The sequence below is a fragment of the Mycobacterium sp. ITM-2016-00317 genome (genome assembly GCF_002968295.1).
Taxonomy (GTDB): Bacteria; Actinomycetota; Actinomycetes; order Mycobacteriales; family Mycobacteriaceae; genus Mycobacterium.
The window spans coordinates 5,837,168-5,852,584 of sequence record NZ_CP134399.1 but is presented as its reverse complement, the minus strand read 5'-3'; the positions used below and the strand labels follow the sequence as shown (position 1 = coordinate 5,852,584).

At 67.1% G+C, this 15,417-nt stretch carries 15 protein-coding genes; 11 read left to right on the top strand and 4 right to left on the bottom strand.

The genetic code is table 11. From position 1 onward, the window contains the following. Nucleotides 1-188: 188 nt before the first annotated feature. Nucleotides 189-1,643 (top strand): APC family permease, encoded by a 1,455-nt coding sequence (locus tag C6A87_RS28085; protein ID WP_311115227.1) that lies wholly within the window; start codon nt 189-191, stop codon nt 1,641-1,643. 397 nt (nt 1,644-2,040) lie between these two features. On the opposite strand, the gene C6A87_RS28080 is transcribed toward C6A87_RS28085, so the two are convergent. The 3 genes from C6A87_RS28080 to C6A87_RS28070 form a co-directional block, all read right to left on the bottom strand. Beyond that, entirely contained in the window at nt 2,041-2,778 is a 738-nt protein-coding gene (locus tag C6A87_RS28080; RefSeq protein WP_311115226.1) for a glucose 1-dehydrogenase, read from the bottom strand. Nucleotides 2,779-2,820: 42 nt separating this feature from the next. Beyond that, a complete protein-coding gene (locus tag C6A87_RS28075) occupies nt 2,821-4,350 on the bottom strand; it encodes an aldehyde dehydrogenase family protein (RefSeq protein WP_311115225.1) in 1,530 nt (509 codons plus the stop codon). A gap of 111 nt (nt 4,351-4,461) precedes the next feature. Beyond that, the gene (locus tag C6A87_RS28070; RefSeq protein ID WP_311115224.1) at nt 4,462-5,592 is read right to left on the bottom strand and encodes an LLM class flavin-dependent oxidoreductase; all 1,131 of its coding nucleotides are present in this window, start codon (nt 5,590-5,592) and stop codon (nt 4,462-4,464) included. Between the two features lie 185 nt (nt 5,593-5,777). Between C6A87_RS28070 and C6A87_RS28065 the strand changes: the two genes are divergently transcribed. The 6 genes from C6A87_RS28065 (at nt 5,778) to C6A87_RS28040 (ending at nt 9,469) form a co-directional block, all read left to right on the top strand. Next, entirely contained in the window at nt 5,778-7,049 is a 1,272-nt protein-coding gene (locus tag C6A87_RS28065; RefSeq protein WP_311115223.1) for a Glu/Leu/Phe/Val dehydrogenase, read from the top strand. 67 nt (nt 7,050-7,116) lie between these two features. Beyond that, nucleotides 7,117-7,389 (top strand): UxaA family hydrolase, encoded by a 273-nt coding sequence (locus C6A87_RS28060; protein ID WP_311115222.1) that lies wholly within the window; start codon nt 7,117-7,119, stop codon nt 7,387-7,389. After that, on the top strand, nt 7,386-7,673 hold the full coding sequence (locus C6A87_RS28055; RefSeq protein WP_311115221.1) for a UxaA family hydrolase: 288 nt from the start codon (nt 7,386-7,388) through the stop codon (nt 7,671-7,673). The genes C6A87_RS28060 and C6A87_RS28055 overlap by 4 nt, the downstream gene beginning before the upstream one ends. Next, nucleotides 7,643-8,296, top strand: coding sequence for a hypothetical protein (locus C6A87_RS28050; protein ID WP_311115220.1), 654 nt, complete (start codon nt 7,643-7,645; stop codon nt 8,294-8,296). Before C6A87_RS28055 ends, C6A87_RS28050 begins: the two co-directional genes overlap by 31 nt. After that, nucleotides 8,293-8,766, top strand: a complete 474-nt coding sequence (locus C6A87_RS28045; protein ID WP_311115219.1) for a UxaA family hydrolase — start codon at nt 8,293-8,295, stop codon at nt 8,764-8,766. The genes C6A87_RS28050 and C6A87_RS28045 overlap by 4 nt, the downstream gene beginning before the upstream one ends. Beyond that, a complete protein-coding gene (locus C6A87_RS28040; protein WP_311115218.1) occupies nt 8,702-9,469 on the top strand; it encodes a UxaA family hydrolase in 768 nt (255 codons plus the stop codon). The genes C6A87_RS28045 and C6A87_RS28040 overlap by 65 nt, the downstream gene beginning before the upstream one ends. A gap of 60 nt (nt 9,470-9,529) precedes the next feature. Here C6A87_RS28040 and C6A87_RS28035 read toward each other — a convergent pair whose 3' ends face one another. Beyond that, nucleotides 9,530-10,360, bottom strand: coding sequence for a mycofactocin-coupled SDR family oxidoreductase (locus C6A87_RS28035; RefSeq protein WP_311115217.1), 831 nt, complete (start codon nt 10,358-10,360; stop codon nt 9,530-9,532). A 239-nt stretch (nt 10,361-10,599) separates the two neighbouring features. Here C6A87_RS28035 and C6A87_RS28030 point away from each other — a divergent pair, with 239 nt between their 5' ends. The 4 genes from C6A87_RS28030 to C6A87_RS28015 all read left to right on the top strand — a co-directional run bounded on the left by C6A87_RS28030 (nt 10,600) and on the right by C6A87_RS28015 (nt 15,417). Then, nucleotides 10,600-11,565, top strand: coding sequence for an amidohydrolase family protein (locus C6A87_RS28030; RefSeq protein WP_311115216.1), 966 nt, complete (start codon nt 10,600-10,602; stop codon nt 11,563-11,565). 142 nt (nt 11,566-11,707) lie between these two features. Continuing rightward, a complete protein-coding gene (locus C6A87_RS28025) occupies nt 11,708-12,961 on the top strand; it encodes an aminotransferase class III-fold pyridoxal phosphate-dependent enzyme (RefSeq protein WP_311115215.1) in 1,254 nt (417 codons plus the stop codon). Beyond that, nucleotides 12,961-14,511, top strand: a complete 1,551-nt coding sequence (locus C6A87_RS28020; RefSeq protein ID WP_311115214.1) for an aldehyde dehydrogenase family protein — start codon at nt 12,961-12,963, stop codon at nt 14,509-14,511. The genes C6A87_RS28025 and C6A87_RS28020 overlap by 1 nt, the downstream gene beginning before the upstream one ends. A 33-nt stretch (nt 14,512-14,544) precedes the next feature. Continuing rightward, entirely contained in the window at nt 14,545-15,417 is an 873-nt protein-coding gene (locus C6A87_RS28015; RefSeq protein WP_311115213.1) for a fumarylacetoacetate hydrolase family protein, read from the top strand.

Here is a 15,417-nt window from a genome sequence, read left to right as displayed (position 1 = left end):
TGATTTCACTATGTGACATGGGCCCGGTGGTCGCCACGTGTCTCGTTTCGGCACAGTTTGCCGTGAATGCGTCGACGTACGTTCGCCCAACGCAACGCGCGAGCTCATGCGACGGATGGTTTCCCCGGACGGCCCGTGAGCGCCAGGCGTGGCGACCGTATCCGTTGCACCAGGAGGATCAGTCATCGATGGTTACTGACGACGGCACGCGCACCGCGTTGCCGGACATGCTCGGGCAGGAGCCCCGCCTGCGCGGCAAGATGGGCGTCTTCGAGATCGCCTTCACGGTCATGGCGTTCTCCTCACCGCTCACGGTGGCGTGGGGCTATCTGCCGGTCGTGATCCTGTTCGGCGGCATCGGCGCGCCGATCAACTTCCTGTTCACGACGATCCTGTTGCTGCTGTTCAGCGTCGGATACGTCAAGATGAGCCGCAGCATCCCCAACCCCGGCGCGTTCTACGCGTTCATCGCCCACGGCATCAACAAGACGTGGGGCCTGGGTTCGGCCTATCTGGCCAGCTTCGGCTATCTGGCGATCCTCGTCGGCATCAACTGCTTCTTCGGCATCTCCCTCGGCGGCATCATCGAGTCGGTCGGCGGTCCGGCAATCCCGTGGTACGTGCTGGCACCGATCCTGACGCTGATCGTCGGCATCTTCGGCTACGTGGGCATCCAGTTCTCCGCCAAGACCCTGGCGGTGCTGCTGGTCCTCGAGGTGCTGGCCGTGGTGACCTTCGATGTGGTGGCCTTCATCAACGGTGGCGCCGACGGGCGCAGCCTGGAGCCGCTGACAATCGGCGCGTTCGTCGACGGCGGCATGGGCCTGGGCATCCTGTTCTGTATCTCGATGTTCGTCGGCTTCGAGGGCACCGCGATCTTCCGTGAGGAAGCCAAGGACCCCGACAAGACGATCCCCCGGGCCACCTACCTGTCCGTCGGATTCATCGGCATCTTCTACTGCCTGACCACCTGGATGCTGATCAACACCGTCGGCGCAGATTCGGCGATGGACCAGGCGGAGAACACACCGGCCGACATGTTCCCGGGCGCCTTTGCGTCCCTGCTCGGCGTGGTGTTCAAGGACATCGTGGGTGTATTCCTGCTGACCTCGATCTTTGCTTCCACCCTGGCCACCCACAACATCATGTCCCGCTACCTGTACAACCTGGGTGTCGACAAGGCAGCGCCGACGTACCTGGGCTCTGTGCATCCGAAGCAGCACTCGCCGTACAAGGCGTCGGTCACCACCAGCGTGGCCACCGCAGTGGTGCTGCTGCTGGCCGCGATCATCGGCTTCGACCCGGGCATGTTCTACGGCCGGGCCGCCGGTATCGGCGCGATGAGCCTGATGATCCTGATGCTGTTCACCAGCGTCGCGGTGATCGTGCACTTCCGACGGCCCGGAAACCCGGCCCCGGCGTGGTCCGGTCTCATCGCCCCTGCCCTGGCGACCCTGGGCCTCGGCGTGGTGATCGCGCTGTCGATCGCGAACTTCAACATGTTGCTGGGTACCCCGACGGCGCTGTCGGTGCTGTTCCTGATCCTGATCGCGCTGGTGTTCGTCGCCGGTGTGGTCACGGCGTTCTACCTCAAGAAGTCGCGTCCTGACATCTACAACCGGATCGGGCGGACCAAGGTCTAGCCCCCCTGCGGACCCCCTGGTCCGACCGCCGTACGCAACAGGCCCGGTGCTCATGCACCGGGCCTGTTGCGTTGTATCGGCGGTCATTTCGGGGCGTGTGCTCGGTGAGTACGCAGATTGACCACCCGTGCCGGCAGCAGTCCGCTGCGCTCCTCTTCCGTTCCGCCCCAGATGTCGAACGGTGCCGCGCTCCCCGTCGGGATGGAAGAACATCGCCGCGTCCTCGCGGAGACAATGCGCGTCGACACGCCACGAGCTGGATTCTTCTGTCATCTCCCACCTTCCGACGTCTGTGCGCCAGCTGCCACAGCCTCGTGATGACGATGGATCTGAGACGCACCGAAAAGTCAGCCCCGCAGCGGAATCCGCTGCGGGGCCGAGCCCGTGAAAGCCTCGATCAGGACGCCAGGAATCCTCCGTCGACGGCGTAATCGCCTCCGGTGACGAAACTGGACTCATCGGAGGCCAGGAAGAGCACCACCGCTGAGACCTCGGACGGCTGCCCGAAGCGTTTCATCGGCACGATGTCGGCGGTCAGCACGGTGCCGTTCTCGGCCATCTCGTCGATCATCGGGGTGGAGATGTCGCCGGGATGCACCGAGTTCACCCGGATGTTCTGCTCCGCCAGCTCCAACGCCGCGCACTTCGTCATCCCGCGCACGGCGAATTTCGAAGCGCCGTAACCGAAGATGCCCTGCGCACCGACCACGCTGTTGATCGATGCGATGTTCACGATCGAGCCGCCCCCAGCCTTTTTCATGCCCGGGATCACGGCCTGCATGCCGTGGAACACGCCCATCACGTTGACTTCCAGGATGCGCCGGAAGTCGGCTTCGGTGCAATCGTCGACGCGATGGATCTGCAAGATCCCGGCGTTGTTCACCAGCACCGTGGGGGTGCCGAACTTCTGCTCCGCGGCGGCGACGATCTGCGCCCACGAGTCCGCGCTCGTGACATCGGCCTCGATGAACAGGGCGCGCTCGCCCAATTCGGTGGCAAGGGCGCGACCTTCGTCCGCCAGGCGGTCGGTGATCACCACCGAGGCGCCCTCGCGGACGAAGGTGCGGGCGTGCGAGGCGCCCATACCGCGGGCCCCACCGGTGACGATGGCGACTTTGCCGTCCAATCGGCCCATCAGTTTTCCTTTCGGCTCAGTGTCCTCGCGTTGGTGCGACGGTCAGTCGAGGAGGTCCTTGAACTCGACGGAGATCTTGCGGGCCTGCTCCCGGGCGAACTGCTGCACGTACCACTTGCCGTAGGCCTGCTTGCCGGTGGACCCACTGCCCTTCCAGCCGCCGAACGTCTGATCGCCCGGCCACCAGCCGGTGACGGCATGGCCCTTGGCGTTGACGTTGATGCAGCCGGCTTCCATCTCGTCGAGGAACCTCCGGGCCTCCTCACGGCTCCCGGTGTAGATGCCGGCCGACAGACCGAGGTCACTGTCGTTGGCCGCAGCGAGCGCTTCCTCGAACGAGGCCACCTCGCTGATCGTCACCAGCGGCACGAAGTGCTCGGTGCGTGCCAGCCAGTGATCCTCGGGAACGTCGCGGACGACGGTCGGCTGCACGAAGTAGCCGTGATCATCCAGCCGCTCACCGCCAGCCACGGTGAAACCGGCCGCGCGCGCGTCGGCGACCACCTTTACGTAACGGTCCACGGCTTCCTTGTTGACCAGCGGACCCGCGTACGCGTCGGGATGGGTGGGGTCGGCGTACTTCACCGCAGCGGCACGCTCGACGACCAGTTCGGTCAGCCGCGCGCGGACGCCGGGCGTCACCAGAACGCGCGACAGACCGGAGCACTTCTGGCCCGCGACATCGAAGGAGGAGAAGATGATTCCGTCCGCGGCCAGCTCGAGGTCGGCGGTGTCGGTGACGATGACGGGGTTCTTGCCGCCCATCTCGGCGATCACCGGGCGCATGTAAGGTCCGGCGGCGACCTGTCGCATGATCGAGGCGCCGGCTTCCGCTGAGCCGACGAACGAGATGCCGTCGACGTCGGCGGCGACCAGGGCCTTACCCGCGGCGTCACCGCCATGGACGATGTTCACCAGGCCCGTCGGCAGATCCATCGCCGCGAAAAGTTCGTAGGCCGCCTGTACGGCCCATGGCGCATGCTGGTCGCTCTTGATCACCGCACCGTTGCCCGCCAGCACGGCCGCGATGGCCGGGCCCGCCGCCAGCGGGATCGGGTAGTTGAACGGTGTGATGATGGCGAAGACGCCATAGGGCCGCAGCAGCGACTGCGCGGGCAGCGCGGCCGGCTGCAGAACCTCGTCTTCGAAAGCGTGGGGCTGTTCCACCATGTCGGGGTAGATGCGGAGGAACTGCAGGGTCTCCTCCACCTCGCCGACGGCCGCGGCGTAGGACTTTCCGAGCTCCAGCGAAAGCCGCAGTGCAAATTCATCGCGGTGCTCGATGGCGTGATCGATGGCCCGGCGCACCCGGGCCGCACGCTCGGCGACGGGCACTCTGGCCCATTCGCGCTGCGCGGCGCGGCTGGTGTCGACGGCGAGTTGCACCAGTTCGGCCGGGGCCTCATGGCAGCCGCTCACGATGCGGCGCGGATCGCACGGATCCTCGCGCTCGATCAGCGCTCCGTCGAAGTACTCCTTGCCGCCGATCACGTGCGGCACGATCGTCGGATCGGCATTACGGAGCTCGGTGAGGGCGGCGGCGTATGTCTGCTGGGTGGTGGTGACGCTCATGTGTCCTTCTCGTGAATCGTGTTGTGACCGAGGCGTCCCGGCCGGATACGCAAGCGGCAGGCAATCGCGGAGACGGGTGTTCTGCGATTGCCTGCCGATGCGGGGCGCCGGTTAGGCGTTGGCCGGCTGCAGGCCCTCGGGGACCGGCAGTTCAGCGAGGGTCTCAGTCCGGAAAGTGATGTCCTTGATCCGCGGGATCACCTCGGTGCCGAGCAGTTCGAAGTGACGCTTGTACCGTTCGGGCTGATCGAGGTAGTCGAAGGTGAACGTGATGATCGTCCCGAAACCGCCGGACGCCTCAAGATCCTTCTTCAGCTTCTCCACCACGGTGTCGGGAGAACCGACCAGCCACTTCTCCCGGGCCAGGTAGTCGATCGGCACATCCTCGGCCTTGTCGACACCGAGTTCGGGCACCATGTTCTTGAGCATGCCGCCGCGGGCGTAACCGGGCAGCATCCACTCCCGGTAGGTCTGGCCCATGGCGCCGTTGACGCACAGGTCCATGGCTTCTTCGTCGGTGTCGGCGACCAGGATATTGTGCGCGACGCGCCACTGATTGCGGTCGGCGACATTGCCGGCAGCCTCGGCGCCCTCCATGTAGCGGTACCAGTGTCCGGCCAGGTATTCGCGGCCGACATTGAAGCTCATCGGGATGTGTCCCAGCTTTCCGGCCTGCTTCAGAGTGCCGGACAGCTCGGACAGACCGGCCATCGCCAGGGGCGGGTGCGGCTTCTGCACGGGCTCCATGAAGGGGCCCTGCTGGACCTCGTCGTAACCGGGGATCTCGAAGGACCAGTACTCGCCTTCGTACTTGAAGGGGCCCTTCTTCGTCCACACCAGCTGCATGATCTCGACGGCCTCACGCATCTTCGCCGGAGGATTGTCGTTGCCGTGCAGGAGCTGGTCGGTGGCGTAGGCGCCGGCGCCGAGTCCGACGATCAGACGGCCTCCCGACATCATGTCCAGCTGCATCAACCGGTAGGCCAGCGCCATCGGGTTGTGGTGAGCGGGGACGTTGGCACCGGTCGCCAGCTTGATCCGCTTGGTCTGCACCGCGGCCGCGGCGAGGTACATTTCCGGGCTGCAGACCGGTTCCCAGCGCATCGTGGAGTGCTCAGCCACCCACACCTCGGACAGGCCGAATTCCTCCGCCCATCGAATACACTGCATGTCCCACTCAAACCCCTGATACAGGTCGGTCTGAGGAGCCCGGAACGGCACCACGAACAAGCCGATATCCATGTGTCCTCCTAAACGAGATTCGTTACACCTTTGGATGCGTGTCAAAGTCTCGGCGTGCTCGGGGCGGCCGAACTGTCCCACCTTGGGGCACTGCCCCGCGGCGACCTCTGTGCCAAAGTGACACGGTCCTCGTCGTCGCCCCGGGAACACACTTGGGCGAAATCCGAACCGACCGAGAGACGACAATGCCCTCCAGCAGCATCCTCACCGCAGTTCGAGCCGACCCGCTCGGCGACGCACAGCAGCAATTACGCGATGCCGCAGACATTCTCGGCTTCGACGACGGCATGGTGGCGATCCTCGGCCGCCCCCGGCGCGAGGTCACCGTCAGCATCCCACTACGGCGCGACAGCGGTGACATCGAGGTGCTGGAAGGGCACCGGGTCCAGCACAATCTGTCCCGGGGGCCGGCCAAGGGTGGACTTCGGTACAGCCCGAACGTCGACCTGGACGAGGTGCGGGCGCTGGCGATGTGGATGACCTGGAAATGCGCGCTGATCGACGTGCCCTACGGCGGCGCGAAGGGCGGCGTGCGCATCGACCCGAGGATGTACTCCGTCGCCGAACTGGAGCGGGTGACCCGGCGGTACACCAGCGAGATCCTGCCCGTCATCGGACCGGAACGGGACATCCCGGCCCCGGACATCGGCACCGATGAGCAGACCATGGCCTGGATCATGGACACCGTCTCGGTCAACCGTGGCCACACCACTCTCGGCGTCGTGACCGGTAAGCCGTTGTCGCTCGGCGGTTCTCTCGGTCGCGCCAATGCCACGTCGCAGGGCATCGTGGACGTCGCGTTGGAGGCGCTGCGCAGCCGGGGTATCAAACCGGAGGCCGCCACGGCGGCCGTGCAGGGGTTCGGCAAGGTCGGCAGGGGAGCGGCCCTGCTGCTGCAGGACCTCGGCGTGCGGGTGGTCGCGGTGAGCGACGAGTACGGCGCACTGTACGACGACCGCGGCCTGGACCTCGCCGCTCTGGACCGGCACGCCGCCGCCTGCGGTACGGTCACCGGCTTCGCCGGCGCCGACGTCATCGACGGCGACCGGGTCCTCGAACTCGACGTCGATCTGTTGGTGCCCGCGGCGGTGGAAGGCGTCCTGCACGCCGAGAACGCGCAGCGCGTCCAGGCGACGGTGGTGGTCGAGGGCGCCAACGGCCCGACCACCGCAGAGGCCGACCGGATCCTCGCCGAGCGCGACGTCCTGGTGGTGCCCGACATCCTGGCCAATGCCGGCGGTGTGGTCGTGTCCTATTTCGAGTGGGTGCAGGCCAACCAGGCGTACTGGTGGAGCGCGACCGAGGTCGAGGCGCGGCTCAAGACCAGGATGCTGCGGGCATGGCAGACGGTCACCGAATGCGCTGAGAAGAGGCAGATCTCATTGCGCAAAGCGGCGACCGTCCTGGCTGTGGAGACCGTCGCCCAGGCGCACCGGCTTCGGGGACTCTATCCGTGAGCACGGTGATCACCCCATTAGCAGTTCGTCGTTTCGTCGGCGGCGCGACGCCGATAGCGTCGGCATCATGAGATTGATCATCCTGGACGCGCGCGACAACGTCGCGACGGCGGCCGAGGACATGCAGGCCGGGGCGACCGGAGCGACGGGGACCGATTCGGTGGTCCTCCTCGACGACGTCCCCCACGGGCACAAGGTCGCGCTGGCCGACATCGCGAACGGTGCCGACGTCATCCGGTACGGCGAGATCATCGGCGCCGCAACGGCGGACATCGTCGCCGGCCGGCATGTCCACGTGCACAACCTGATCAGCAAGCGGATCCCGGGAGATGGTCGATGACCGTGCTCGAAGGTTTCGTCCGCCCGTCCGGGCAGGCTGGGGCGCGTAACCACGTGTTCATCGTGCCGTCGGTGGTGTGTTCCACGGTGCTCTCCCGCCAGATCGCCGATGCCGTGGGCGCGGTGACGGTGTCGCATCAGCACGGCTGTGGACACATCGGGCCGGACATCGTCCAGGCCAGGGAACTGTTTGTCGGGCTGGCCGTGAACCCGAACGTCGGGCGGTCGGTGATCGCCAGCCTGGGCGTGAGACGGTGCAGGGCAAGCACATCGCCGCCGCCCTGAAACGCCGCGGCCATCCGGCGCATCTCGTCGGCATCCAGGACAGCGGCGGCCACGACCCCGCGCTGGCGGCCGGAGTCGAGATCGCCCGGCCGCTGGTCGACGAGGTGAACCGGCTCGTCCGCAGCGCGGTCGGCTTCGAAGCGGTCACGCTGGGCATCGCCGCGTCACGGGCCGACGCCCGGATCCAGCGGCTCGTCGACGCCGCGGTGCGGGCGGGGGCACGTGTCGTCGTCGCGGCGGATTCTGCTGTGGCCGAGATGGTTCCGGTAGATGCCGATACCATCGCCGTCGGTGAACCGGCGACCAGCAAGGTCAATCACGTCACCAAGGCCGGCTCGGGTGCCCAACTGCTCGCTGCCCTCGGCTCCTGTGGCGCCGCGGTGATCGTGGACTTCCCCGCAGCCGGACAGCCGCCGCAGGGCCTGGCCCTCGCCCCGGTGCTAAGTGTCGCCGGCGACGACGACTTCCACGCCATGATCGCCGGTGACTTCGACGCCGGCGCCGACGTGGACGCGGTCGTGATTCTTGCGCAGGTCGCAGAAGTGTTCAGCGGCAGGACCGTCCGAGCTGAACAACGCGGAGCGAGCACCTTCGCCATTCCACGATTGCTGAGGACGATGTGAGCCAGACACCACTGCTGGGATATCTGCGGCCGGACGGACGGTGGGGCTTCCGGGACCATGTCCTGGTCATCCCGCTGCATTCCGCGCTGTGCGACGTCGCCGCGGCGATCGCCGCGGCGGTGGATGCCGGCACCGGGACCGACACCGTCACCATCCGCCACGACTGGGACGCTCCCGCCGGTCACCTCGACACCGATCGCGTGCGGTCTGCGTTCCTGGGTTTCGCGACGCACCCGAACGTCGGGGCCACGCTGATCCTGGGTCTCGGTCCCGACACCGAACCGTTCGCGGAGGCATTGCAGCGCAGCGGCAAACCCCATGCGGTGATCCGGCTGGACCGGGCAGGCGGATTCGGTGCGGCCACCGGGCAGGCCGAATCCGCGCTCCGCCGACTGCATGCCGAACATGTCGAAACCGCAGCGGCGGCCCGCACCCCTGTCGGCGCTGTGCCTGGGCCTGGAATGCGGTAGTTCCGACGCGTTCTCGGGAATCACCGCCAACCCGGCGCTCGGTGTCGCCAGTGACCTGCTGGTCGAGGGCGGAGGTTCGTCGATCCTGGCCGAGACCACCGAACTCCTGGGAGCCGAACACCTTCTGGCTCGACGCGCGATCAACGAAGAGGTGGGCCGGAGCATCATCGCGATGGTGCACGGGTTCGAACGCGACGTGGCACGGCACGGGGTGGACCTGCTGGGCAGTCAGCCCGCGCCGGGAAACATCGCCGGGGGCCTGACCACCATCGAGGAGAAGTCACTCGGCGCCGCGCGTAAAGGCGGCACCGGTCCGATCAGCGGAGTCGTCGGATACGCCGAACCCCTCACGTCCACCGGGCTTTTCATCATGGACACCCCCGGCCAGGACATCGAACAGATGGTGGGCATGGTCGCCGCGGGCGCACAGATCGTCGCGTTCACCACAGGCAAGGGCACGCCCACCGGATCGCCGATCACCCCGTGCCTGAAGATCTCGTCGAACTCCGATGTGGCACGGCGCCTTCCGGATCACATCGACATCGATGCCGGCCAGATCATCGAGGGCTCCGACACCATCGAGACCGTCGGGTCGCGCATCCTCGATGCCGTCATCGCCGCGGCGTCCGGTGAGCTGACGTTGTCGGAACGCCACAAGAACCGGGAGTTCGCGCTCAGTCAGACTCGCCCGATGGGAGTCTGACACGAGGACCGAGAAGGCCCGGACTCAGCAGAGTCCGGGCCTTCTGGGTTGCGCGGGAGGCTATTTGATGAGCATGCCGGCGTTGACGACGAACTGCGATCCCGTTACGAACCGGCCGTCGTCGGAGACAAGGTACAGCACCGCGTTGCTGATGTCCTCGGGCTCCAGCCACGGGGTATTGAGCGTGTGCACGCTGGCGAAGCTCTCGAGCACGTCGGGCAGCTGCGGATCCTCGAGGTCAGGCCGAAAGATCTTGCGGGTGCCCGGGTTGTCGAGCATGGGGGTGTTCACGTTGCTCGGATGCAGCGAGTTGACGCGGATGTTGTGCGGCCCGAGTTCCTTGGCGAGGGTCTTGGCCAGACCGACGATGCCGTGCTTGGCGACCACGTAATGCCCGAGGTTGTCATAGGCGAACATGCCGGCCGTCGAGCTGGTCAGCACGATCGACCCACCGTTGCCGCCCTTGATGATGTGCTGCGCACCCGCGCGCACGGTCTGCCATACGCCGGTCAGGTTGATGTCGATCATCTCCTGCCAGTGCTCCCGGGTCATCTCCGAGAGCGCGCCGTAGGCGGTGATGCCCGCGTTGGCCAGGATGATGTCGAGCCTGCCGAAGGTCTTCACGCCCTCGTCGACCACGGCGGTCAGAGCCTCCAGATCTCGCACGTCGGCGACCCGGGCAACGATCCTGCCGCCGGCCTCCTCGACCAGCCGGACGGTCTCGTCCAGGTCCGCGCGGGTGGCCATCTCGTAGGGCGCGCTCCCGACGGGTGCGCAGATGTCGACTGCGATGATGTCGGCGCCCTCGCGCGCCAGTGCGATCGCATGGCTGCGGCCCTGGCCGCGGCCTGCGCCGGTGATGAATGCGACTTTTCCGTCGACGCGTCCCATGATGGTCCTCGCTTTGTTCGAGATGAACTTGGTTACCGACTGCGGTGCCGTGGCCAGACGCGCCCGGCCGCTCGCACCAGCCGGATCCGCTGACCACGAATCACGCCAAACGCTAAATCAGCGGTCCTGGACCGACCGTCCCACATTGGGACACGAGTCGTGGCGAAGTCGGCAGTTCCGGCGGCTGGGCGGCGTAGCGTCGGCAGCAGGAAACCGGGCACGGCGAAGGCGGGGCGGGCGTGCGCACCATCGCGTTGGAAGAGCACTTCCTCACCGGCGAACTGGCCCATTACAGCGATGCGACCCGCGAACTGGCCCAGCCGCAGGTCTGGCAGGCGTGCGACAGTCGGCTGACCGACCTCGCCGAGCAGCGGCTGGCCGACATGGACGCCGCTGGCGTCGACATCGCAGTGCTGTCACTGACCGCGCCGGGGATCCAGGCCGAACCGGACAGGCAGGTGGCGGTGGCTCGCGCGGCCGAGGTCAACGACTTCGTGGCCGGGCTGGTCGCGGCCAACCCAACGCGATACCGCGGTTTCGCGGCGCTGCCGCTGCAGAACCCGGACGCGGCGGCGCGGGAACTGGAACGCGCAGTCGGACAGCTCGGCCTGTGCGGAGCCATGGTCAACGCGCACACCTTCGGCGTCTACCTGGACGCCCCGCCGTTGCGGACGGTGTGGGAGCGTGCCGAAGGCCTCGACATCCCGCTGTATCTGCATCCGGCCAACGGTTTCGACACCCCGCACATCATCGCGGGGCATCCCGAGCTGGTCGGGCCCATGTGGAGCTGGGGCACCGACACCGCCACCCACGCGCTGCGTCTGATCTTCGGCGGCGTGTTCGACGACTTCCCCGCCGCAAAGCTCCTGCTGGGGCACATGGGCGAGAGCCTGCCCTACTCGTTGTGGCGGCTGGACTCGCGCTGGGACTGGCACCGCCACCACGGCATCGACCTCGAGCTCGGCAACCCCTCGGAGTATCTGCGGCGCAATCTCTACGTGACCACCAGCGGGGTCTGCGACGACGCGCCGCTGCTGTGCGCGCTGTCCGCGCTGGGGTCCGAGCACGTCCTGTTCGCCACCGATTATCCGTACGAGGACATCGACACCGCGACGGCCTTCCTGGCCGACGCTCCGGTCAGCGACGCCGACCGCGCCAAGATCAGCCATCTGAACGCCGAGCGCCTGCTGCACATCGACCCGTGAGCCGCGGGCACCGCGCTTTGGACTCTCGGCGCAACCCACGCCGGAATTTCAATTTTCGTCCAATGGTCGGGACGCACCGGCCTGTCTAGCGTCACAGCTGTTCACGCCATCTCGGCGACAGTTGTGAGGAGAGACGATTCGAATGTCCACGCTGCGGGAGACTTTGGACAACGCTGCGCCCTTCGCCGAGATGTTCACCGGACCCAGCGGGCACAGCCTGCTGCCGGGAGGCTTCGGCCGGGCGATGTTCGCGGTCGCGCCCCGCACCCCGATGGCGGTGCGCGGGTGCGGGTGTTACTTGCGCGACGACGCCGGGCGCACCGTGATCGACCTGAACAACAACTTCACCTCGCAGATCCACGGCAACGCGCATCCCGAGGTCACCGAGGCGATCCAGAAGGCAGCCGCCGAGGGCACCAGTTTCGGTCTGCCGAACATGCACGAGATCGAGCACGCCAGCCTGATGTTGTCCCGGCTGCGCTACATGGACCAGATCCGCTACACGAACTCCGGCACCGAAGCGGTGATGCTGGCGGTCCGCCTGTCGCGGGCGGCCACGGGGCGGGACAAGGTGGTCTTCGTCCAGAACGCGTACCACGGCCATTCCGATGTCGCGCTGATCCCCGGCGGTCCGAAGTCGCGCCGGGGCATCCCCCAGCACGTGATCGATGACACCATCGAAATCGGGATCAACGACCATGTAGGCCTTGCCGAGGCGTTCGCCGGCCACGGCGACAAGATCGCCGCGGTGATCATCGACACCCTGCCGAACCGGGCTGGGCTGATCGCGGTCACGGAGGCGTTCTGGCAGGACGCCCGCGAGCTGACCAGCCGGCACGGAGCGGTGCTGGTCTCCGACGAGGTGATCTCGCTCAGGCTGGCCTACGACGGGGCCGGCAAGTCGCTCGGTGCGGCCCCTGACCTGATGGCGATGGGCAAGATCATCGGCGCCGGCCTTCCCGTCGGCGCCGTCACCGGGCGGGCGGACCTGATGGGACTTCTCAACAGCCTGCAGGGTGGACTCGAACACGGCGGGACCACCGCGGCCAACCCCGTCACCATGGCTGCCGGTATCGCCACCATGCGCCTGTACCCGGCAGCGGAGGTGGACCGCCTCAACCGCCTCGGCGAGCGGGTCCGCACCACACTCGGGGCCGCCCTCGACCAGCACGGATGGGAAGTCCGCGGCGGCGGCTCGTTGTTCAGGCTGTTCCCGAAGGGCACCACACCACAGGAAGCCCGCGAACAACAGGTGAGCGTGTGGTGGGAAGCCTACGAGCGCGGAATCTTCCTGGGCCAGAACACGATGGGTGCACTGTCCACCCCCATGACCGACGACATCGTCGACGACATCATCGACCGCGTCGCCGATGCCGTCGCGAACTTGGAGAACTGATGACCAAGCTGACCTACGCCAACATGTACTCCGACGGGCTGCAGGACGAGGAGATCCGCGCTCGTTTCGAGAGTGAGCTCGCCGCAGTGCGTGCCCAGGTGCCTCGAATCTGCCCGCACCGCATCGGGGTTGACGCGATCGAGGCGGGCACCGCCTCCATGCGGCGCGATCCGACCGACCGCAGCCGAGTCGTCGCCACCTTCGGATCGGCAGACGCGACGGTCATCGACAAAGCGGTCACGGAGGCACGGCGGGCTCTGCCGGCCTGGCGTGCACTGGCTCACGAACAGCGCGCCACGATCATCGAGGCCCTGATCCCGATCCTCCTCGAGCGCCGGGAGGAGATCGCGGCGCTGGTCGCCTACGAACTCGGCAAAGCGCAGGGTGACGCGATCACCGAGGTCACCGAATGCGTCGACGTGATCGAGGTGTCGCTGAAGGACTACCGGGACGCCGACGGTTTCACCAAGCCGCTGCAGGCGCCCGCCGGGGCGCAGTGGTCGGGTGTGGTGTTCCGCCCCTACGGCGTGTTCGCTGCGATCGCCCCATTCAACTTCCCCGTCGCGATCCCGTTCACGATGCTGGTCAGCGCGCTGCTCACCGGCAACACCGTGGTCTTCAAGCCGTCCGGGCTGACCCCGGCCTGCGGAGACCTCGTGTACTCGTTGTTCAAGGACGCCGGGGTGCCCGACGGTGTGCTCAACCTGATCCAGGGTGATGGCGAAACCGGTGCGCTGCTTGCCAAGTCGAACATCGACGGGGTGGTCTTCACGGGTTCCGCGCAGGTGGGCCTGAACCTGGTCGACGAACTTTCGAAGCCGCCCTTCGTGCGCCCGGTGATCGCCGAGATGGGCGGCAAGAACCCGGCGGTCATCAGCGACGCGACCGCCGATGTCGCCGCGGCCGCCCGGGCAGTGGCGCGCTCGGCGTTCGGGATGACCGGCCAGAAGTGCACTGCCTGTTCCCGCGCCATCGTCGTCGACGCCGTGTATGACGAGTTCGTCGAAGCGCTGGCCGCCGAGGTCGCGGCGTTCCCGTACGGCGATCCCGCCGACCCGGCCTCGATCGGCGGCCCGCTGGTCAACGAGCATTCCGTCGACCGCTTCGAGCGGGTGATCGCAGCCGCCCGTGATGACGGCCGGATCGTGGTGGGCGGCAACGTGAACTGCGCCGTGGGCAACTTCGTCGACGCGACCGTGATCGACGGACTGCCGACAGGTCACCCGCTCACCCGGGAGGAACTGTTCCTGCCGGTGCTGACCGTGACCAAGGTGCCGGACATCGACGCGGCGATCACCGAGGCCAACGCGATTCCGTTCGGGCTCTCGGCGGGCATCTTCACCGATGACGAACAGGAGCGCGAGCGGTTTCTCGACGAGATCGAGGCGGGCATCGTGTTCGTCAATCACAAGGGTGGCGCGACGACCGGAGTGTGGCCCGGGAACCAGACGATGTCGGGCTGGAAGGCCAGCGGCACCACCGGCAAGGGCGGTTTCGGCCCCTACTACCTGCAGCAGTTCGTCCGCGAACAGAGCCGCACCCTGTTCTGACATCGGCACTCCGAAGAAAAGGCTTGTGAACACATGAGATTGGTGACATTCCACGCTGACGACGAGCTGCGCCCCGGCGTGCTGGTCGACGACCAGGTGATCGACGTGCGGCAGCTCGTGCCCGGCGACGACCGCCGGTTCGACTCCGTCCGGCACATCCTCGACGCCGGCGCCGAGGCGATCGACCTGCTGGCGAAGGCACTGACCGGCGCCACGGCCCGCGACGGTGCGCGGCCCCTCGACCAGGTGCGCCTCGCCGCGCCGATCACCGACCCGGGCAAGATCATCTGTATCGGTCTGAACTACAAGGCCCACGCCGAGGAGTCCGGCCGCGAGATCCCGGAGTACCCCACGATTTTCGCCAAGTGGGCGAACTCGGTCACCGGACCCTACGACGCCATCCCGGTGCCGCCGATCGAGAACCCCCAGATGGACTACGAGGGTGAACTGGGCGTCGTGGTCGGCCGCCGCGCGTCGCGGGTCTCCGCCGCGGAGGCGCTGGACTACGTCGCCGGCCTCACCGTCGTCAACGACCTGACCTCGCGCCGACTGCAGTACGAGACCACACAGTGGTCACTCGGCAAGGCGATCGACAAGTTCGCCCCGATGGGCCCGGCGCTGGTCACTCTCGACGAAATCGCCGACGTGCAGGCGCTGCAGGTGACCACCCGGGTCAACGGCGAGGTGCGCCAGTCGGCCAACACCTCGACGATGATGTGGCCGGTCGCCACCCTGGTGGAGATCATCACCAACACCATCGAACTGCTGCCCGGTGACATCATCGCCACCGGCACCCCGGCGGGTATCGGTGCGAAGCGCAACCCGCCGGTCTACCTCGGCCCCAACGACGTGGTCGAGGTGGAGATCGACTCGCTCGGATCGGTGCGCAACACCATCGGCGAGTAA